Annotated in this window: 16 protein-coding genes and 1 pseudogene; 12 read left to right on the forward strand and 5 right to left on the reverse strand. The window is 67.9% G+C overall.

The window, feature by feature from the left end:
* Positions 1-104 precede the first annotated feature (104 nt).
* The 4 genes and pseudogenes from VET27_RS17930 to VET27_RS17945 all read left to right on the forward strand — a co-directional run bounded on the left by VET27_RS17930 (position 105) and on the right by VET27_RS17945 (position 3,860).
* Positions 105-458 (forward strand): STAS domain-containing protein, encoded by a 354-nt coding sequence (locus tag VET27_RS17930; RefSeq protein WP_526520502.1) that lies wholly within the window; start codon positions 105-107, stop codon positions 456-458.
* A gap of 190 nt (positions 459-648) precedes the next feature.
* Positions 649-1,788 carry a PP2C family protein-serine/threonine phosphatase gene (locus VET27_RS17935; protein ID WP_526520595.1) on the forward strand — a complete coding sequence of 380 codons (1,140 nt, stop codon included), beginning with the start codon at positions 649-651 and terminating at the stop codon, positions 1,786-1,788.
* A 104-nt stretch (positions 1,789-1,892) separates the two neighbouring features.
* Positions 1,893-3,422 carry a sensor histidine kinase gene (locus tag VET27_RS17940; RefSeq protein WP_526520597.1) on the forward strand — a complete coding sequence of 510 codons (1,530 nt, stop codon included), beginning with the start codon at positions 1,893-1,895 and terminating at the stop codon, positions 3,420-3,422.
* Positions 3,419-3,860: pseudogene (locus tag VET27_RS17945) on the forward strand (response regulator). The gene VET27_RS17940 and the pseudogene VET27_RS17945 overlap by 4 nt, the downstream one beginning before the upstream one ends.
* A gap of 19 nt (positions 3,861-3,879) precedes the next feature.
* Here the strand turns inward: VET27_RS17945 and VET27_RS17950 are convergent.
* Complete coding sequence (locus tag VET27_RS17950; protein WP_526520504.1) at positions 3,880-4,356, reverse strand: TetR/AcrR family transcriptional regulator; 477 nt, start codon at positions 4,354-4,356, stop codon at positions 3,880-3,882.
* A 252-nt stretch (positions 4,357-4,608) separates the two neighbouring features.
* Here VET27_RS17950 and VET27_RS17955 point away from each other — a divergent pair, with 252 nt between their 5' ends.
* Positions 4,609-5,973: a WS/DGAT/MGAT family O-acyltransferase gene (locus VET27_RS17955; RefSeq protein ID WP_526520506.1), complete on the forward strand. Its 1,365-nt coding sequence runs from the start codon at positions 4,609-4,611 to the stop codon at positions 5,971-5,973.
* Positions 5,974-5,988: 15 nt separating this feature from the next.
* Here the strand turns inward: VET27_RS17955 and VET27_RS17960 are convergent, their stop codons facing one another.
* The 3 genes from VET27_RS17960 to VET27_RS17970 form a co-directional block, all read right to left on the reverse strand.
* Positions 5,989-7,227 carry a KasA/KasB family beta-ketoacyl-ACP synthase gene (locus VET27_RS17960; RefSeq protein ID WP_526520508.1) on the reverse strand — a complete coding sequence of 413 codons (1,239 nt, stop codon included), beginning with the start codon at positions 7,225-7,227 and terminating at the stop codon, positions 5,989-5,991.
* A gap of 260 nt (positions 7,228-7,487) precedes the next feature.
* Entirely contained in the window at positions 7,488-7,679 is a 192-nt protein-coding gene (locus VET27_RS17965) for a hypothetical protein (protein ID WP_526520510.1), read from the reverse strand.
* 115 nt (positions 7,680-7,794) lie between these two features.
* Positions 7,795-8,631 (reverse strand): glycoside hydrolase family 16 protein, encoded by an 837-nt coding sequence (locus VET27_RS17970; RefSeq protein ID WP_526520599.1) that lies wholly within the window; start codon positions 8,629-8,631, stop codon positions 7,795-7,797.
* Positions 8,632-8,885: 254 nt separating this feature from the next.
* On the opposite strand from VET27_RS17970, the gene VET27_RS17975 reads away from it, so the two are divergent.
* The gene (locus VET27_RS17975) at positions 8,886-10,385 is read left to right on the forward strand and encodes a flavin-containing monooxygenase (protein ID WP_526520512.1); all 1,500 of its coding nucleotides are present in this window, start codon (positions 8,886-8,888) and stop codon (positions 10,383-10,385) included.
* Here VET27_RS17975 and VET27_RS17980 read toward each other — a convergent pair.
* On the reverse strand, positions 10,382-10,873 hold the full coding sequence (locus tag VET27_RS17980) for a Dps family protein (protein WP_526520514.1): 492 nt from the start codon (positions 10,871-10,873) through the stop codon (positions 10,382-10,384). The two genes, VET27_RS17975 and VET27_RS17980, sit on opposite strands and share 4 nt — an antisense overlap.
* Positions 10,874-10,955: 82 nt before the next feature.
* Here VET27_RS17980 and VET27_RS17985 point away from each other — a divergent pair, with 82 nt between their 5' ends.
* From VET27_RS17985 to hutI, 6 genes are all read left to right on the forward strand, one after another.
* A complete protein-coding gene (locus VET27_RS17985; RefSeq protein WP_526520516.1) occupies positions 10,956-11,387 on the forward strand; it encodes a Fur family transcriptional regulator in 432 nt (143 codons plus the stop codon).
* Positions 11,388-11,471: 84 nt separating this feature from the next.
* On the forward strand, positions 11,472-13,007 hold the full coding sequence (hutH, locus tag VET27_RS17990) for a histidine ammonia-lyase (protein ID WP_526520518.1): 1,536 nt from the start codon (positions 11,472-11,474) through the stop codon (positions 13,005-13,007).
* Between the two features lie 30 nt (positions 13,008-13,037).
* Positions 13,038-14,708 carry a urocanate hydratase gene (gene hutU / locus VET27_RS17995; RefSeq protein ID WP_526520520.1) on the forward strand — a complete coding sequence of 557 codons (1,671 nt, stop codon included), beginning with the start codon at positions 13,038-13,040 and terminating at the stop codon, positions 14,706-14,708.
* Positions 14,705-15,931 carry an allantoate amidohydrolase gene (locus tag VET27_RS18000; RefSeq protein ID WP_526520522.1) on the forward strand — a complete coding sequence of 409 codons (1,227 nt, stop codon included), beginning with the start codon at positions 14,705-14,707 and terminating at the stop codon, positions 15,929-15,931. The genes hutU and VET27_RS18000 overlap by 4 nt, the downstream gene beginning before the upstream one ends.
* On the forward strand, positions 15,928-17,292 hold the full coding sequence (locus tag VET27_RS18005) for a formimidoylglutamate deiminase (protein ID WP_526520524.1): 1,365 nt from the start codon (positions 15,928-15,930) through the stop codon (positions 17,290-17,292). Before VET27_RS18000 ends, VET27_RS18005 begins: the two co-directional genes overlap by 4 nt.
* Positions 17,289-18,464, forward strand: coding sequence for an imidazolonepropionase (hutI, locus tag VET27_RS18010; protein ID WP_526520526.1), 1,176 nt, complete (start codon positions 17,289-17,291; stop codon positions 18,462-18,464). Before VET27_RS18005 ends, hutI begins: the two co-directional genes overlap by 4 nt.
* Positions 18,465-18,468: the final 4 nt, after the last annotated feature.

The raw sequence follows: 18,468 nt of genomic DNA on the forward strand, positions 1-18,468 counted from the left end.
CAGTCGCCGCAAACCGGTTTCGTGTCCAGCGGAACGATCGCGGGCACTAGGCTCATCGTGCGCGACGACGATGATCAACGAGGTTCGTTAGGGAGGGATGGCCGTTGTCACCAGCCGATGCGATCTCGACGTCGGTCGAGCGACGGGACGGGTACACCGTGTTGTCGGTGGACGGGGTGGTGGATCTCGCCACCTCACCGTCACTCGAGGAGGTCTTGGCCGATCTTCTGGGCGAGCGGCCGAACGCACTGGTCATCGACTTGACGGCCGTGACGTTCCTCGCGTCGGTTGGCCTGCGGATACTTGCCGAGACCCACGAAGGAATCGGCGGCACGGGAAAATTCGCGGTGGTGGCCAGCGGACCGGTCACCGCCCGCCCCATCCAGTTGACCAAGCTCGACGAGTTTCTGGCGCTGTATTCGACGGTCGACGACGCCGTCGCCGCCCTCCGCGGCTAGGTCGGGTTTCGACGGGCCCGCTCGGCGCAGTGTCCGCGGTAGCGGGGCGTCCCCGGTACTGTCACGTGACTGTCAAGCAGGGGCAGCACCTCATTGCGACGTTCGAAGGATGTGGTTGCCGGTGGGTTCCCTGCGCGGCCCCGACCCGACGGGTGGGGCAGCGGTCGGCGTCCAGACTCGGCCCCTTTCGTTGCTCCTGGTCGAGGACGACCGCGGAGACGCCCTGCTCGTCGAGGAACTGGTCACAGACGCCGACATCGACATTCGGATGGCCTGGGCTTCGTCGATGGCCGAGGCGGAGCGCGAACTGGCCCGGCTGCGGCCCGATTGCGTGCTGCTCGATCTGAATCTGCCCGACGCGAACGGGATCGTCGCACTCGACCGGATCACGAAGTGCGACCCCGACATTCCGATCGTCGTGCTCACTGGCCTGAACGACGAACACTTCGGCACCTCGGCCCTCGCCTCCGGCGCGCAGGACTATCTGGTCAAGGGTCGCGTCGACGCCGACGTGCTGCGCCGGGCCCTGCTCTACGCGATCGAACGCAAGAGGGCCGAGCTCACGTCGGCGGATCTGCGCTCCAGCGAGCTTCGAGCCCAGGAGAACGCGCGCCTCGAGCGCGGCCTGCTGCCGTCACCGCTACTCCTTGACGACCCGGGCGTCGACATCGTGGCCAAGTACCGCCCGAGCCGGGAGAACGCCCTCCTCGGCGGCGACTTCTACGACTTCGTCCAGACCCCGGACCGGACCGTGCACGTGATAGTCGGCGACGTCTCCGGGCACGGACCCGATGAGGCTGCCCTCGGCGTCGCGTTGCGCATCGGCTGGCGGGCGCTCACGTTCGCCGGCCTTCGCGGGAACGAACGCATGCGCCAGCTGGAGCGAATCCTTCACGCCGAGAGTCCTGGCAGCGCCATCTTCGCGACGGTGCTCAGCATCGCCATCTCTCCCGACGACCTCGGCTTCACCGCGGTCCGCGCAGGGCATCCCGGCATGTTGGTGCACGGCGCGGGCTCGGTGGAATGGCTCGAGCCACCCGCGGGACCGGCCCTTGGCATCGGCGGCACCAAGTGGCCGCTGACTAGATTCGAACTGCCGGCGGGACACGGTCTGGTGCTGCTGACGGACGGATTGTTCGAGGGGCACGCCGGAGTCGGCAACGAGCGACTGGGCGAGGACGGCCTGCTCCAGTTGGCGCGGTCGAAGGCGAATCTGCCGGGTGAGGCGTTCGTCGATGCGCTCATCGAGGGTGCCGAGGAACGAGCAGGACTACACGGAGGGCTCTCCGACGACGTCGCCGTCGTGCGAGTGGAACGGACCGTGCGGTGACTGAGGCGGTGACGAAGGGGGTGATCCCACCGAGCGAATCGCCGGCTCCGCGACGCGTTTCCTGGCTCACCGTGCAGGGCTGGCAGACCCTGGTGCTGTCCATCATGGGCGTACTCGTCCTCGGTGCCGGGATAGCGGGTGCGCTGTTGTTGCACCGGTACGACGAGGTGTCCCGCGAACTGATCGACGAAGTGCAGCCGTCGCGTTCGGCGGCGTATCGGCTGCAGGCGGCGCTGCGCGACCAGGAGACGGCGATCCGGGGGTACGCGATCTCCGCCGATCGCCAATTCCTGGACCCGTACTACGCGGGCCGGGAAGCCGAAGCCACGGCAGCGCAGGAGATTCGGCAGCGCGCAGGCGATCGCTCCGCGCTGATCGACGATCTCGATGCGATCGAACGGGCGTCCGCGTCGTGGCGCTCGTCGTTCGCCGAACCACTCATCGCCAGTGTCGAACCCAATACTCCGGCCGTGCTCGACGCCGGTGTCGCCGAACGCGGCAAGACCGAATTCGACCGGCTTCGCGGACTCTTCGACACCCAGAACGACCACCTCAGCGAAGCCCGCGCGGCGGGCATACAGAACCTGGATGAGATTCGCTGGTGGCGCAACGGTGTTCTCGGGGCCATAGTGGCGGTGCTGGTGGCGATGGCGGTCGCTCTCGCGATCGTGATGCGAACTGCGGTCACCCGCCCCCTGGCCTCGCTCGCGGCGTCGTGTCGGCGGATCACCAAGGGCGACTTTGCGGCGAAAATCGTCCCGCAGGGGCCGAAGGACATCCGCGCCATCGCCGTCGACGTCGAGAACATGCGGCAGCGAATCGTGGTCGAACTCGACGCATCGCGCTCGGCCGAGTCGCAATTGAACGAGCGGACCATCGAGTTGCGCCGGTCGAACGCAGAGCTCGAACAGTTCGCCTACGTCGCATCGCACGACCTGCAGGAACCACTGCGGAAGGTCACGGCGTTCTGCCAGCTGCTCGAGAAGCGGTACGGTGACAAGGTCGACGAACGCGGCATCGAGTACATCGACTTCGCCGTCGACGGCGCCAAGCGCATGCAGGTGCTCATCAACGACCTGCTCACTTTTTCGCGCGTCGGCAGGCTCAACGCGGCGCAGACCGAGGTCGATCTCGACACCGCGTTGAACGATGCGATCGCCAACCTCACGGTGGCGATCGAGGAGTCAGACGCCGAGATCGTCCGTCCCGCCGAGCCGCTGCCCCGCGTCGTCGGGGATCCAACCGTGCTCGCGATGCTGTGGCAGAACCTGATCGGCAATGCCATGAAGTTTCGGCGGGACGGCGTCGCGCCCCTTATCGCGATCGAGTGCCGACGGGACGATGACGAGGACCTATGGTTGTTCACCTTCTCGGACAACGGCATTGGCATTGCGCCGGAATTCGTAGACAAGGTGTTCATCATCTTTCAGCGCCTGCACGGGCGCGAGGCCTACGGTGGAACGGGCATCGGTCTGGCACTGTGCAAGAAGATCGTCGAGCACCACGGCGGCTTGATCTGGATCGACACGTCCTACACCGAGGGAACCCGGTTTCGCTTCACCCTGCCCGTGCCCAAGCCCACCGCCGCCTCGGACGACCAGTCCGCGGCAACCCTGGAAGGAACACCCGAATGACACCTGCCGGTCGCCCGATCGACGTTCTGTTGGTGGAGGACGACCCCGGTGACGAGCTCATCACGCGGGAGGCCTTCGAGCACAACAAGATCAAGAACAACCTTGCACGTCGCACATGACGGCGAGGAGGGGCTGGACTTTCTCTACCGGCGCGGCGCCTTCGAGAACGCGCCGACGCCCGACCTGATCCTGCTCGATCTGAACCTGCCGAAGTACGACGGCAGGCAACTGCTCGAGAAGATCAAGTCCGACCCCGACCTCAACCACATCCCGGTCGTCGTGCTCACCACCTCAGCCGCTGAGGAGGACATCCTGCGCAGTTACAAACTGCACGCGAATGCGTACGTCACGAAGCCCGTGGATCTCGACCAGTTCATGAACGCGGTTCGTCAGATCGACGAGTTCTTCGTCCAGGTGGTGCGACTTCCGCAGGGCTGAGCCGTCAAGGGCTGCATGCTCATTGGAGATCTAGACCTCCGCGTCCAGCCCGAGCAGTCGCGGGATGAGCTCGACCAGATTGGCGCGTAACACGTCGTCGTCGAGGTCGGTGACGATGGGGTTGACCACGGATCCCGGTGGCCGCCGACATGATCGCCGCGGCAACCCTGGCCTGCGTGTCGTCCCGCTGGTCGAGGAGCACGCCGTAGAGCCTGCTCATGAACCGTTGGAACGGCGGGTGTTCAACGAGGATGCGCACGATGACGGGGTCGCTGGTCAGGGTGCCGACCCATTGACGCCGGGTGACTGCCCGATCGATCAGCTGGATCAACAGGGTCCTGCGGGCCTGCTGACGCCGTTCGTCTGCCTCCGCGGCGACGAGCGCGTCCTCGAGGATGGCCAACTCGTTCTCGGTGACCGCGATGACGATCTGGTTCTTGGACTTGTACTGGTGGTAGACGGCGGCCTTGGTCACCCCGATGGCGTCAGCGATCATCTGCAGCGAGGTGCCGCTGACGCCGTGGGCGCCGATGAGGTCCAGGGGCGGCGGTCAGGATGCGTTGCTGAGGACGAGTCCGCACGATCGTGCTGAATGGCCTGTCAACCAGTTCATCCTCGGTCCCCACCCGGCCAGATTAGTCGAGGCGGTCAGTTGCACTCCGCGCCAAGACCCTTCGCCGGTGACGATCCGCCACGCATTTGCCGGTGCGACGAGTGAATCACAGGAGGTGTGGGTACCGTCACGTCCATGAAGCTGATCTCGCCGACCGACTCGATGTTCCTCATCGGCGAATCCCGTGAACACCCGATGCACGTCGCGGGCCTGCAGCTGTTCAAGCCGCCCGAGGGCGCCGGGCCGGAATTCATCCGCGACATGTACGAGACGATCGTCGAGGACGACGACTTCCAACCGACGTTTCGCAAGCATCCCGGTAGGTTGCTCGGCGGCATCTCCAACCTCGCGTGGGCGTTCGACGACGTTGTCGACATCGACTACCACCTCCGCCGCTCGGGGCTTCCGCGGCCCGGCCGGGTGCGCGAGTTGCTCGAGTTGGTCTCGCGGTTGCACGGCACCCTGCTCGACCGGCACCGGCCATTGTGGGAGGCGAGCCTCGTCGAGGGCCTCGAAGACGGGCGCTTCGCCGTCTATACGAAGGTTCACCACTCGCTGCTGGATGGAGTCTCGGCCCAGCGCCTCATGATCCGGTCGTTGACGTCCGATCCCGACGACCACGAGATCCGGGTGCCGTGGACGCTCGGCCCGAAGCGCAGGAGCAAGGATTCCGGCGGGGGCCAATCCACTCTGCAGTCGATCACCGGCACCGTCGGAGCACTGGCGTCGCTGGCGCCGTCCGGTCTCTCGATCGCCAAGGCCGCGCTGCTGGAACAGCAACTCACCCTGCCGTTCCGTGCGCCCAAGACGATGTTCAACGTCCCCATCGGGGGAGCCCGGCGGGCGGCCGCGCAGTCGTGGCCGCTGGCGCGGATCCGGGCCATCAAGTCCGCCGCGGGCGTCACCGTCAACGACGTCGTGCTAGCCATGTGCTCCGGCGCGCTGCGCGCCTATCTCATCGAGCAGGATGCGTTGCCGGACACGCCGCTGGTCGCCATGGTGCCGGTCAGCCTGCGCGGGGACCACGAGCAGGACGCCGGCGGAAACATGGTCGGCACGATCCTCTGCAACCTGGCCACCGACATCGAGGACCCGGCCAAGCGACTCGACGCGATCAGCACGTCGATGCGTGACAACAAGAAGGTGTTCGCCGACCTTCCGCGGACACAGGCTCTCGCACTGTCGGCCTTCCTGGTGTCCGGCATCGCACTCGGCGTGGTGCCGGGATTCGTGTCGACGGCGCCGCCGCCGTTCAACATCGTCATCTCCAACGTGCCCGGTGCGCGAGAGCCGATGTACTGGAACGGCGCCCGCCTCGACGGCAACTATCCACTGTCGATCGCGCTGGACGGCCAGGCCCTGAACATCACGCTGACCAACAATGCCGACAATCTCGACTTCGGCCTCGTCGGCTGCCGGCGCAGCGTGCCACATCTGCAGCGACTGCTGATGCACCTGGAGGACTCGCTCACCGACCTCGAGAAGGCCGTCGCCGTCTGAGGCCGAGGACGCGCCTCAGTACTTGCCGAAGACCAGCACCACGTTGTGCCCCCCGAAGGCGAAGGTGTCACTCACCGCATGGCGGTAATCGGACCGTCTGGGCCGGCCGGTGACCACGTCCAGGTCGATCCGCTCGTCGAGCTGCTTCAGGTTCAAGGTCGGGGGCACGACGCCGTCGCGTAGCGCCTGCACGGTCAGTACCGCTTCCACGGCGCCGGCGGCTCCAAAGGTGTTGCCAAGCGCAGCCTTGGGCGCATACACCGCGGGGTGGTGTTCACCGAACGCCTTGCGCAGGGCGGTCGCCTCGACGAGGTCGCCGTCCACGGTGCCTGCCGCGTGCGCGTTGACGAGGTCGATGTCGCCGGGTGCGAGGCCCGCCAGTTCGATGGCCCGCACGAGGGCGTGGGCCTCCTGTTCGGCGTCGGGGTCGGAGGCCATGACGTCGAAGCCGTCGGAGGTGGTCGCCGCTCCGAGCATTCGGGCCAGGATGCGTGCGCCCCGCGCCTTGGCGTGAACCTCGGTCTCCATGATCAGCAGCGCGCCGCCCTCACCGAGGACCATGCCGTGCCGGTCCCGGTCGAACGGTCGACAAGCGCCCGCAGGATCGTCGTTGTCGGTCGACATCACGCCGTCGATCTGGGAGTACGCCGCGATGGGCACGCCCTCGATCGGCGACTCGACGGCGCCACAGATGACGACGTCGGTGTCGCCGAAGACGATCTGCTGCCACGCCTGGGCGATCGCACCCGCGCCGGAGGCGTCGGCCATCATCGGCGCCTGTACGCCGCCACGGGCGGCTCGATCCAGGCCGATCGCCGCGGCGGGCCCGTTCGGCATGAACATCTGGACGGCCAGGGGCGACACTGCCTTGAGCCCCCGGTTCCGCATCTCGAGGTAACCGAGGATCATCTCCTCCCCGTTCCCGAAGCCGGCGCCCACCGACACTGCGAGCCGGGTGGGGTCCATTTCGGGCGCACCACAGTTGGCCCACGCGCGGCGACTCAGCACCACGGCCATCTTCTGCAGGTAGGACAGGCGGCGCAGTTCCACCCGGCTCAATTCGGTGTCGAAGTCCTCGAGTAGCTGGCCGCCGATCGTGACCGGCAGTCCGAGCTCCTCGACGAACGAACCCGACAGTTGGCGGATGCCGCTGCCGCCGTCGAGCAGCGCAGCCCAGGTGTCTTCGGCGTCGCTCGCGAGCGCGTTGGTCATCGCGAAACCCGTGATGACCACGTCAGGAAAGTCGCTCAGCATGTGAACCTCCCTTTCGAGTGTGGAGACCGATTCTCCCGCCCGCACTGGCGGAGGCGCACACGGGGATGGCATTCCCCGCGTTCGGCCCATCATCCTGACACCCGCGGACGGCCGAGCCGCTACGGGAATTGCTCGCGGCAACGCCTACCAGCGGTACCGACCGAAGCCATCCCTCGACTCGAGGCCAGTCACGTTTGCGGGTCGCCACTTCCCCGCTCCTAGCGGGCTGGTCCTGAGCAAGACTGCCAGGTGACACCTGCTCAGCCAGGCAGTCCCTGCTCTTCCACGGGCAGAGGCGCGGGACCCTTGATGCTGGGCTCCGCCATGGGAATTGGACGGGTGCCAGGTGCAGTGGTGACGGTACTGGTGGTCCCCGTCGACATCGTCGAATCGGCAACGGCACCCGGTGCAGCCTGGGCGATGGTCGCCCCGACGATCCCGAGCGTGACCATGGCGCCTCCGGCGATGGCGGCGAACGTCCTCCTTCTCCAACGTGCACTAGTTCATCGACTAGCTCGACGAAGAGAAGGTGCGTTTAATTCGAAGTCCGTCAGCGCGAGTGCGCTGTCACCACACGCGAACCCAGTCGACGAGCATGTCCGCCGGATAGGTACCAACGCTGGGATCGCCGCCACCCGAGCCGGCGACCGCGAGGTTCAGCATCGGGGTCAGCTGGTAGCCGGGGTCGTTGAACGGCCAGTCGTCGAGGGAGTTGGCGGGAACCGAGAAGTAGGGCTCTGCGCCGTCGACGTAGTCGCGCCAGAAGTACATCCCGGCGTCGTTCCACGTGCAACGCCAGACGTGCCACGCGTTGTCCACGTCGAACGGCTGGGTGGCGAACGACGTCCCGTCCAATCGAGCGTGGACGGTGCTTCCCGACGGCCAGTTGCCGTTTCCGTACCACTCGACGAGGTCGACCTCACCGCCGCGAACGGGATCGTTGTTCAGCAGCCACCAGGCGGGCCAACACCCCAGCGTCAGGCAGTCGAACTTCACCCGCGCTTCCCAGGTGAGGCCAATACCGCCCCTCCAATTACCGGTGAGCTTGCCGCCGAAGTACTTGCCGTTCTCCCTCGTGGCGCGGATGACCAGGTTGGACTTGCCGTCGAGGAAGACGTTACTGCGATCGTTGCGGTACTGCCCCATGTTCTCGGGGCGGTCCCAGAACACCGGATTCTTGATCATCTCGCGGGCTGTCGAGATGGTCCACTTCGACGGATCGGGAGCCGAACCCGCCGGGCCGTCGAACTCGTCGTGAAAGAGGAAGGCCGGCGTGGCCGTCTCGGGCGGCGGCACCAGCGGGGGCGTCCGAGTTCCCGAGGGCAGCGCGCCGGCCACGGGAGCGGGGATGGCTGCGGCCAGCAGGCCGAGCCCCGACATGAACAGAAGGTTGCGACGATCCATCTCTGGCACAGCGACACAATAAAGCCCAAACGTCGAATCACGCGCGATTCGCGACAGCCGAATAATTCGGCGGCCCGGCACTGCGGTCCGCAACAGGGCTCTTCAACGCCCCGACCGTGGATCCTCCTCGAACTCGATATCACCGGCGATGTCAAGACTTCGGCGTCACAGCCGGAGCACCGCAACGGCGTTGGCTTCGGCGGCGCACACGAGAACGCTCACGCGGTGGGCTCGTGTCGTGCGACAGTTCCCCGATGACGGGGAGCGTCGCCGTGATCGGGGCCGGACCGGGCGGGCTGGTCGCAGCACGATGGCTGCAGTCGCAAGGGTTCGAGCCGACGATCTTCGAACGGGATTCAGTGCTCGGCGGGCAGTGGGCGGGGTTGCCCGGCCGCAGCGGCGTGTGGCCCGGCATGCACACCAACACCAGTCGCGTCCTCACGGCGTTCAGCGACCTCGAGCCCCAGAGCGACGCGGTCTTTCCCTCGAGCCGCGACATCCTCGACTACCTGCACCGGTATGCCCAGACGTTCGGCCTGATCCCACGCATCCGGTTCGACACCAGGGTCGACCACCTCGGCCGGTACGACGGGGGATGGCTCGTGCGTCACGCCGGTGCCGACGAGCAATTCGACCGAGTCGTGGTGGCCACTGGCAGGTTTCATAACTCCGTCATCCCAACCGTCGTCGGGCTGGACACCTTCGGTGGATCGGCCGGGGTGTCGTCCACCTATGACTACCGGGGCCCCGGTTCCCTTCGCGGCAAGCGGGTCCTGGTGGCCGGCGCCGCCGTCAGCGCCCTGGAGGTAGCGGCCGAACTCGCCCAACTCGGCGCCGCCAGGGTGGTCGTCACCCAGCGGCGCCAGAGATACGTTCTTCCCAAGTTCGCCGCCGGCGTCCCGTCAGATCACCGGATCTTCACGCGATACGGAGTGCTCGCGAGCGAGACCCTGCCCGCAGCGGAGATCGACCGGCAGCTGAAGGAGATCGTCGTCGAGGCGGGGGGCAGCCCGGAGCAGTATGGGGCACCGGCACCCGACCCGTCCCTGTTCGCCGCCGGGGTCACGCTCAGTCAGCAGCACCTGCCGCTCGTCGCGGAGGGCCGGATCACGGTGCGGCCGTGGATGACGTCGATCGCGGGCACGACGGTGACCTTCGCGAATGGGACCGCCGACGACTTCGACGGCATCGTATGCGGCACCGGTTTCGAGCTCGGCCTGCCGTTCCTGAGCGAAGAGGTCAGGACCGTCCTCGACCTCGACGCCGTGCACCTGGACGCCGACCGGTACACGTTTCACCCCGATCTCCCGGGGCTGGCGTTCATGGGAATGTGGGACCAGTCCGGCGGATACTTCGTGCCGCTGGAGTTGCAGGCCAGGTGGATCGCCTACGCGTGGAGCGGCGCAATTGCCGCGGCGACCGATACCGAGCAACGCAGCGCGGTCGACGCGTACCGCGCTCGGCGGGGAGCAACGCAGAAGAGCCGAATGAACTTGGCAGCGCTCACCTTCGCGCGCGCCGCAACTGTCGAGCCTCACCTGGACAACTGGCCCGACTTGCGTCGCGCCCTGTTGTTCGGCCCCCTCGCGCCGAGCTGCTTCCGCCTGGAGGGCCCCGACGCGCAGCCCGACGCCCCGGCACGATTCGCGCGCGACGCCGCCGCCTTCGGCGCCATCACCTCCAACGAGCCAACCGAACGCGAACGTCGCTACTGGTCGCTGGTGGAGACCCAAGCCGCCGGTCGGCGCGACTAGTCGGAGAGGTGGCGCAGCTGCGCGGTGAACATCCACCGCTGCTTCTCCAGCCCCTCGAGGACGGTGTGCAGAATGTCGGCACTCGTCGAATCCTGCGCGTCGACTTCGTCGTGTACGGCACGAATGACGTTGACGACGGCCAAGATTCGTTCGGCGATCACCGCGACCGCTCGCTCGACGCTGACCTCTCCCTCGGGAAACTCGTCAAGCGTGCTCGTACTGGCGACCGTGCCAGTGCGCCCGTCCGGCACCGCTTCGAGTGCACGCATGCGCTCGGCCACGGAGTCCGCGTACTCGCGGACGGTATCGACGACCTCGTCGAGCTCCAGATGAGTGGAACGGAACTGCGGACCCACCAGCGTCCAGTGCGCCTGCTTGGCCTGGTTCTGCAGCTCCAAGAGCCCGACGAGGATTGCCTGTAAATCGGCGGCGAGCGTCGGCGAGGCAACGAACTCGTTGGTGAGGACTTCGTGGTTGGTAGTGGTCATGGCTCTACGATACGCCGTGTTTTGATCTAGTCAATAAACGGACAAGCTTATTATATTGGTTAGGTCATGCTAAGCTCGCCTCATGAGCGTCGGCGATGCGATCACCCGCTACAAGCAGGAACTCCGAGGTGCCGCACTGCGTGCGACGTCGGGTCGGGTGGCGGTGCTCAGGGCGCTCGAGACGTCTCCGCACTCGAGTGCCGACACCGTGTTCGACCTGATCTCAGGTGACCTCCCCGGCACCTCGCCGCAGGCGGTGTACATGGTCCTCAACGACCTGACGCGAGCTGGGCTGACTCGGCGATTCGAGCCGGCGGGTTCGGCGGCCCTCTACGAGCGCCGCGTCGGCGACAACCATCATCACCTCGTCTGCGAATCGTGCGGAGCGGTGCACGACGTGGACTGCGCCGTCGGCCGGGCGCCCTGCCTCACCCCGAAGGACGCCGGCGCGTTTCACGTCCGCGAGGCGGAGGTCACCTTCTGGGGCCTCTGCGAACGGTGCCAGTCCGACTGACCGATCTCGTCCGCCCCATCGAGGGTCGGGACTACGGTTGGCACGGGGTATAGCCCGTCCAACGACACAAGAGGATCTCGACACATGACGGTGACCGTCGGGATTGGACCGGTCGGCTTCGACGACGTGGTTGCAGTCGCCCGCGAGGACGCCCAGGTGGTGCTCTCCGAGGAGTCCGCGGCGGCCATCCACGCCAGCCGCATCGCGATCGAGGCTCTCGCCAACGAACCCATGCCGGTGTACGGCGTCTCGACCGGCTTCGGCGCGTTGGCGACGCGACACATCCCCAAGGAGAGCCGCACTCAGCTGCAACGCAGCCTGATCCGCTCGCACGCGGCGGGCTCGGGGCCGGAGGTCGAGCGCGAGGTCATCCGCGCGATGATGCTGCTGCGCCTCTCGACGCTGGCCACCGGACGCACCGGCGTCCGCCTCGACACCGCACGGGCCTACGCCGGCCTGATCTCGACCGGACTGACGCCGGTGGTGCACGAGTACGGCAGCCTGGGATGCTCCGGCGACCTGGCGCCCTTGGCGCACGTGGCGCTCTCGGTCATGGGCGAGGGTTACGTGCGGACGCGCACCGGTGAACTCAAACCGTCCGCCCACGCCCTCGCCGAACACGGCCTGTCCCCCGTCACGCTCGCCGAGAAGGAGGGTCTCGCGCTGATCAACGGGACCGACGGGATGCTCGGTCAGCTGGTCCTCGCGTTGGCCGACCTCGACGACCTGCTGCGACTCGCCGACATCGCCGCCGCCATGAGCGTCGAGGGCCAGCTCGGCACCGACCGCGTGTTCGCCGCCGACCTGCAGCAGCTGCGCCCGCACCCGGGCCAAGCCGTCGCCGCCGCGAACATGACCCGCCTGCTCGCCGACTCCGCGATCGTCGCCAGCCACCAGACCCCCGACTGCGCGCGCGTGCAGGACGCCTACTCGCTGCGCTGCGCACCGCAGGTCGCCGGCGCGGTTCGGGACACTATGGAACATGCACGGACGGTCGCCGAGCGGGAACTGGCCAGCGTGATCGACAACCCGGTGGTCACCCTCGACGGCCGCGTCGAGTCCAACGGCAACTTCCACGGCGCGCCCGTCGCCTACGTGCTCGACTTCCTCGCGATCGGGGTGGCCGACCTGGCCGGCATCAGCGAGCGACGGACCGACCGGTTTCTCGACGTCAATCGGAGCCACGGCCTCAACCCGTTCCTCGCCCACGATCCCGGCGTCGACAGCGGTCACATGATCGCCCAGTACACGCAGGCCGGCATCGTCTCCGACCTCAAACGACTGGCCAACCCGGCGAGCGCAGACTCGATTCCGTCGTCGGCCATGCAAGAGGATCACGTCTCCATGGGGTGGTCGTCGGCGCGCAAGTTGCGCCGCGCCATCGACGGATTGACGACCGTGCTCGCGATCGAGGTGCTCACCGCCGCAAGGGGTCTGGACATGCGTCGCCCGTTGACGCCCTCGCCTGCCACGGGCGCGGTGATCGGTGCGCTGCGTGAGCGCGTCGAAGGACCAGGCCCTGACCGCTTCCTGGCGCCGGAGATCGCCGCAGTCGTCGGAATGGCCCGATCCGGCGCGCTGGTCCGAGCCGCCGAACGTGTCGTCGGCCCCCTGGCCTGAGACCGGTAACCGCCCGAGGATGGGAACGCCATGACAGCCAACACCTCTCAGTCCCGCACCGTGCGCGCCGCCCGGGGCACGGACCTCACGTGCAAGGGCTGGCAGCAGGAAGCCGCGTTGCGGATGCTGATGAACAACCTCGACCCCGAGGTCGCCGAACATCCGGAGGACCTGGTGGTCTACGGCGGGACCGGACGCGCCGCGAGGAGTTGGGAGGCGTTCGACGCGATCGTGGCCACCCTGCGCAGCCTAGAGAACGACGAGACGATGCTGGTCCAGTCCGGCAAGCCCGTCGGCGTCTTCCGCACCCACGAGTGGGCGCCCCGGGTGCTCATTGCGAACTCCAATCTCGTTGGCGACTGGGCGAATTGGGAGACCTTCCGCGAACTCGAGGCAGCCGGGCTGATGATGTACGGCCAGATGACGGCGGGCTCGTGGATCTACATCGGCACCCAGGGCATCCTGCAGGGCACCTATGAGACGTTCGGGGCCGTGGCCAAGAAACGCTTCGGAGGTACGTTGGCCGGGACCATCACGCTGACCGGCGGCGTCGGCGGTATGGGCGGTGCGCAGCCACTGGCCGTCACCATGAACGACGGCGTCGCGATCTGCGTGGACTGTGACCCGACCAGGATCGACCGGCGCATCGAACAGCGCTACCTCGACACCAGGGCCGAGTCGATCGACGAGGCACTGCGGATGGCCGTCGAAGCACGGGATGCCAAGCGCGCGTTGTCGATCGGGCTCCTTGGCAATACCGCAGAAGTCTTCCCCGAACTCCTCGAGCGCGACGCCCCGATGGACATCGTCACCGACCAGACGTCGGCCCACGACCCCCTTTCGTATCTTCCCATCGGGATCGCGTTCGACGACATGAAGAAGATGGCCGACAAGGATCCGGGCTACTTCACCGAGCAGGCCGAGGCGTCGATGGCCAAGCAGGTCGCCGCGATGGTCGGTTTCCAGGACAAGGGCGCCGAGGTGTTCGACTACGGCAACTCGATTCGGGACGAAGCGCGCAAGGCCGGCTACGACAGGGCATTCGACTTCCCCGGCTTCGTGCCCGCCTACATCCGACCGCAGTTCGAGGAAGGGCTGGGCCCGTTCCGATGGGTGGCGCTCTCGGGTGACGCCAAGGACATCGAGGCGACCGACCGGGCCATCCTCGAACTCTTCCCCGACAACGACCACCTGCGCCGCTGGATCTCGATGGCCGAGGAGCGCGTGGCGTACCAGGGACTGCCGGCCCGGATCTGCTGGCTCGGCTATGGCGAACGACACAGGGCCGGAATCAAGTTCAACGAGATGGTGGCCTCCGGCGAGGTGTCCGCTCCGATCGTCATCGGGCGCGACCACCTGGACTCCGGCTCCGTGGCCTCCCCGTACCGGGAGACCGAGGCGATGGCCGACGGTTCCGACGCCGTCGCCGACTGGCCCCTGCTCAACGCGCTGGTCAACACCGCTTCGGGAGCATCATGGGTGTCGATCCATCAAGGCGGCGGGGTCGGGATGGGCCGGTCCATCCACGCCGGGCAGGTATGCGTCGCCGACGGAACCGCATTGGCCGCAGAGAAACTCGAGCGCGTCCTGACCAACGACCCCGGCATGGGCGTCATTCGGCACGTCGACGCCGGCTACGAGCACGCCACGCAGGTCGCCGCCGAACGCGGCGTCAGAATACCCATGCAGGATCGGGCGTGACGACCTTCGACTCGCTGTGGGAGTCCATCCTCGACGTCGGTCGCGACCCCCTCAGCGGCGGTTACCGCCGATTCGCCTGGACCACTGCGGATTTCACGCTGCGCGAATGGTTCGCCGGCGAGGCTCGGCGTCGCGGGATGACGGTCGAAGAGGACCGCAACGGGAACCTGTGGGCGTGGTGGATGCCCGCCGGGTGGGCGGGTGATCCCCGAGGAGCCTTCGTGACCGGCTCGCACCTCGACTCGGTACCCGACGGCGGTGCGTACGACGGCCCGCTCGGCATCGTGTCGGCGTTCGCGGCCATCGACCTGCTCGCCGCACGCGGCGTCAGTCCCGAGATCCCGGTGGCCGTGGTGGCCTTCGTCGACGAGGAGGGCGCCCGCTTCGGTGTCGCCTGCATCGGGTCTCAGCTCTCCACCGGTGCCCTGACGCCCGAACGCGCGTTGAACCTGCGCGACGGGGACGGCACCACGTTGGCCGACGCCCTGATGGCGGCCGGGCGCAACCCGGCGCAACTCGGCGCCGACGACCGGCTCGCCGAACGGGTGGGGGTGTACGTGGAGTTGCACGTCGAGCAGGGTCGCGCCCTTGACCTGGTCGACCGGCCGATCGCCGTCGCGTCGTCGATCTGGCCACACGGCCGCTGGCAGTTCACGTTCGGCGGTGAGGCCAACCATGCGGGCACCACCCGTCTCGTCGACCGGCGTGATCCGATGCTCACGTTCGCGTCGGCCGTGCACGCCGCGCGCGCCCAGGCCACCTCGCATCAGGCCGTGGCGACCTTCGGCAAGGTGCGTGTCACGCCCAACGGTTCGAACGCCGTCCCGTCCCGGGTGCAGGCGTGGCTCGACGCGCGCGCCTCCGACGAGAACACGCTGTCGGCGTTGGTCGCCGCCATCACCGCCGACGCCACCAACTGCGCCGCCGACGATCGGACCGAGCTGGCCGTGGAGGCCGAATCCGTCTCTCCCGCAGTCCTCTTCCCCGACGCGCCACGCCGGCGTATCTTGCGTGCCCTGGCGGCTCTCGGCGACGTTCCCGTCCTTCCGACCCAGGCCGGTCACGACGCCGGCATTCTGTCGACCACGGTTCCCACCGCAATGTTGTTCGTGCGCAACCCCACCGGCATCTCCCATTCTCCGGACGAGTACGCCGAGATCGGTGACTGCCGACGCGGTGCCGAGGCGCTCGCCGACGTGATGGCCGATTGGGTCACCGGATGAGCGCAGACTCGCCGACGTCTCAGTGGTGGTGTGAACACGCCTGGCTCGGCGGGGATCACGTCGCCGAGGGTGTCCGGGTCACGGTGGCCGACGGGATCATCGAAGGCCTCGAACCGAACAGTGCACCGGCCGATGGCCGGCGGCTGCGCGGCCTCGTCCTTCCCGGGCTCGCCAACGCCCATTCGCACGCGTTCCACCGTGCCCTGCGATCCCGGACCCAGCGCGATCGCGGGTCGTTCTGGAGCTGGCGCCGGCTGATGTACCAGGCCGCCGCGCGACTGACCCCCGACCTGTATCGCGATCTCGCCCGCGCGGTGTACGCCGAGATGGCGCTGGCCGGGATCACGGCCGTCGGTGAATTCCACTATCTGCATCACGACACCGGGGGCACGCCCTACGCCGACCCCAACGAGATGGGCCACGCCCTGATCGCCGCCGCCGCCGACGCGGGCATCCGGATCACGCTGCTGGACACGTGTTACCTCGCCGCCGGCGTCGACGGTGCTCCACTTGCCGACGGGCCTCAACAGCGGTTCGGCGACGGCAACGGATCTCGCTGGGCCCAGCGCGTCGATGCGCTGCTCCGCCAGGCATCGGACTGGGATCACGTAATAGTGGGCGCGGCAATACATTCCGTCCGGGCCGTACCGGTCGACGACATGTCGTCCGTCGTCGCGTGGGCGACCGCGGCATCGGCACCGGTGCACGTTCACTCCTCGGAGCAGACGGCGGAGGTCGAACAGTGTCAGGCCGTTCACGGGTGCACCCCGACCGCCCTCATGCGCGACCACGGGGTACTGGGCGCTCGCACCACCGCGGTGCACGCCACCCACCTGACCGACGCCGACGTCGCCGACCTTCGAGACAGTGGCACCGGGGTCTGCTTCTGCCCCACCACCGAACGCGACCTCGGTGACGGCGTCGGGCCCGCACCCGAGCTGTTGGCCGGGCCGGGACCGTTCAGCCTCGGGTCGGACAGCCATGCCGTGATCGACCTGTTCGAGGAGGCGCGTGCCGTCGAGCTCGACGAGCGGCTCGTCCGCCGGGAGCGAGGCGTCATACCGGCGTCCCGACTGCTCGAATCCGCGACCCGCGAAGGTCATTTGGCGCTCGGCTGGGCCCATGCCGGTGAGTTGCGCGTCGGCGCGCGCGCCGACCTGGTGGCCGTCGACCTGAACTCCGTGCGTACCGCGGGAGGTGGGCCGACCGTGGAGAACGCCGTCTTCGCCGCCACGGCGGCGGACGTGACCGACGTCGTGGTCGACGGACGGGTCGTGGTCACCGACCGACGCCATCACCAGGTGACCGATCCGGGACGCGAACTGGCCGAGGCGATCTCCGCGGCGTTGGGGGCACGATGAGCGTCCGGTACGACAACATCGGCGAGCTGGTCACCAATGACTCTTCGCTTGGCGACGGATCCCCGCTCGGCATCGTCACGGATGCGGCGATCGTCGTGGACGACGGTCTCGTCGCGTGGGTAGGACCGCGGACCGCCGCTCCCGACGCCGACCGTCGGGTCGACTTCGGCGGATGCAGCGTGCTGCCGGGGTTCGTCGACAGCCACGCCCATCTCGTCTTCGCAGGCGACCGTTCCGCGGAGTTCGCCGCGCGGATGAGTGGCCGCCCGTACGACGGCGGCGGCATCACCACCACCGTCGAAGCCACCAGGAACGCCACCGATATCGCGCTGTCGGACAATCTCGGCAGACTCGCGAGCGAGTTGGTCGCCGGCGGCGTCACCACGTTCGAGACCAAGAGCGGCTACGGCCTCGACGTCGGCAACGAGGTGCGATCGCTCGAGGTCGGCCGCCGGTTCACCTCTGAGACCACGTTTCTCGGCGCACACGTGGTCCCCCTCGAGTACCGCGGCGCACGGGATGACTACGTCCGGCTCGTCGCCGGAGAGATGCTCTCCGCGTGCCGACCTCATGCCCGCTGGATCGACGTGTTCTGCGACCGCAGCGCCTTCGACGTCGACGAGACGCGGTTCATCCTCGAGGCGGGGATCGAGGCGGGCCTCGAACCGCGGCTGCACGCGTCGCAACTGGGCCCCGGCGACGGCATTCGACTGGGGGTCGACCTTCGGGCCGCGTCCGTCGACCACTGCACGTACGCCACCGGTCCCGACATCGAAGCGTTGGCAGCCGCGGCGGGCACCACGGTCGCCACGCTGCTGCCCGGTGCTGAATTCTCAACGCGGGCAACCTGGCCCGACGCCCGGCGGTTCCTCGACGCCGGTGTCACGGTCGCGATCGCCACCGACTGCAACCCCGGCAGCTCCTTCACGACGAGCATGGCGTTCTGCATCGCCGTGGCCGTCCGCGACATGGGGTTCACGCCGGCGGAGGCGGTGTGGTCGGCCACCGCGGGCGGCGCCGCCGCGCTGCGACGCGAGGACGTCGGGACCCTCGGAGTCGGCATGCGCGCCGACTTCATCCGCCTCGACGCCCCGTCGTACGTTCACCTCGCCTACCGGCCCGGCGTCCCGATCGTTTGCGAGGTCGTGGTGGAGGGAAGACATGCTCGATAAGTCG

Source organism: Mycobacterium sp. (assembly GCF_035633495.1).
In the GTDB taxonomy this organism is placed as follows: Bacteria; Actinomycetota; Actinomycetes; order Mycobacteriales; family Mycobacteriaceae; genus Mycobacterium.

What these genes read in the sequence shown, in the direction of transcription:
- VET27_RS17940 (WP_526520597.1), top strand. Translation starts at nt 1,893, where the DNA reads ATGGGCGTACTCGTCCTCGGTGCCGGGATAGCGGGTGCGCTGTTGTTG.
- VET27_RS17950 (WP_526520504.1), bottom strand. Translation starts at nt 4,356, where the DNA reads ATGATCGCTGACGCCATCGGGGTGACCAAGGCCGCCGTCTACCACCAG.
- VET27_RS17955 (WP_526520506.1), top strand. Translation starts at nt 4,609, where the DNA reads ATGAAGCTGATCTCGCCGACCGACTCGATGTTCCTCATCGGCGAATCC.
- VET27_RS17960 (WP_526520508.1), bottom strand. Translation starts at nt 7,227, where the DNA reads ATGCTGAGCGACTTTCCTGACGTGGTCATCACGGGTTTCGCGATGACC.
- VET27_RS17965 (WP_526520510.1), bottom strand. Translation starts at nt 7,679, where the DNA reads ATGGTCACGCTCGGGATCGTCGGGGCGACCATCGCCCAGGCTGCACCG.
- VET27_RS17970 (WP_526520599.1), bottom strand. Translation starts at nt 8,631, where the DNA reads ATGGATCGTCGCAACCTTCTGTTCATGTCGGGGCTCGGCCTGCTGGCC.
- VET27_RS17975 (WP_526520512.1), top strand. Translation starts at nt 8,886, where the DNA reads ATGACGGGGAGCGTCGCCGTGATCGGGGCCGGACCGGGCGGGCTGGTC.
- VET27_RS17980 (WP_526520514.1), bottom strand. Translation starts at nt 10,873, where the DNA reads ATGACCACTACCAACCACGAAGTCCTCACCAACGAGTTCGTTGCCTCG.
- VET27_RS17985 (WP_526520516.1), top strand. Translation starts at nt 10,956, where the DNA reads ATGAGCGTCGGCGATGCGATCACCCGCTACAAGCAGGAACTCCGAGGT.
- hutH (WP_526520518.1), top strand. Translation starts at nt 11,472, where the DNA reads ATGACGGTGACCGTCGGGATTGGACCGGTCGGCTTCGACGACGTGGTT.
- hutU (WP_526520520.1), top strand. Translation starts at nt 13,038, where the DNA reads ATGACAGCCAACACCTCTCAGTCCCGCACCGTGCGCGCCGCCCGGGGC.
- VET27_RS18005 (WP_526520524.1), top strand. Translation starts at nt 15,928, where the DNA reads ATGAGCGCAGACTCGCCGACGTCTCAGTGGTGGTGTGAACACGCCTGG.
- hutI (WP_526520526.1), top strand. Translation starts at nt 17,289, where the DNA reads ATGAGCGTCCGGTACGACAACATCGGCGAGCTGGTCACCAATGACTCT.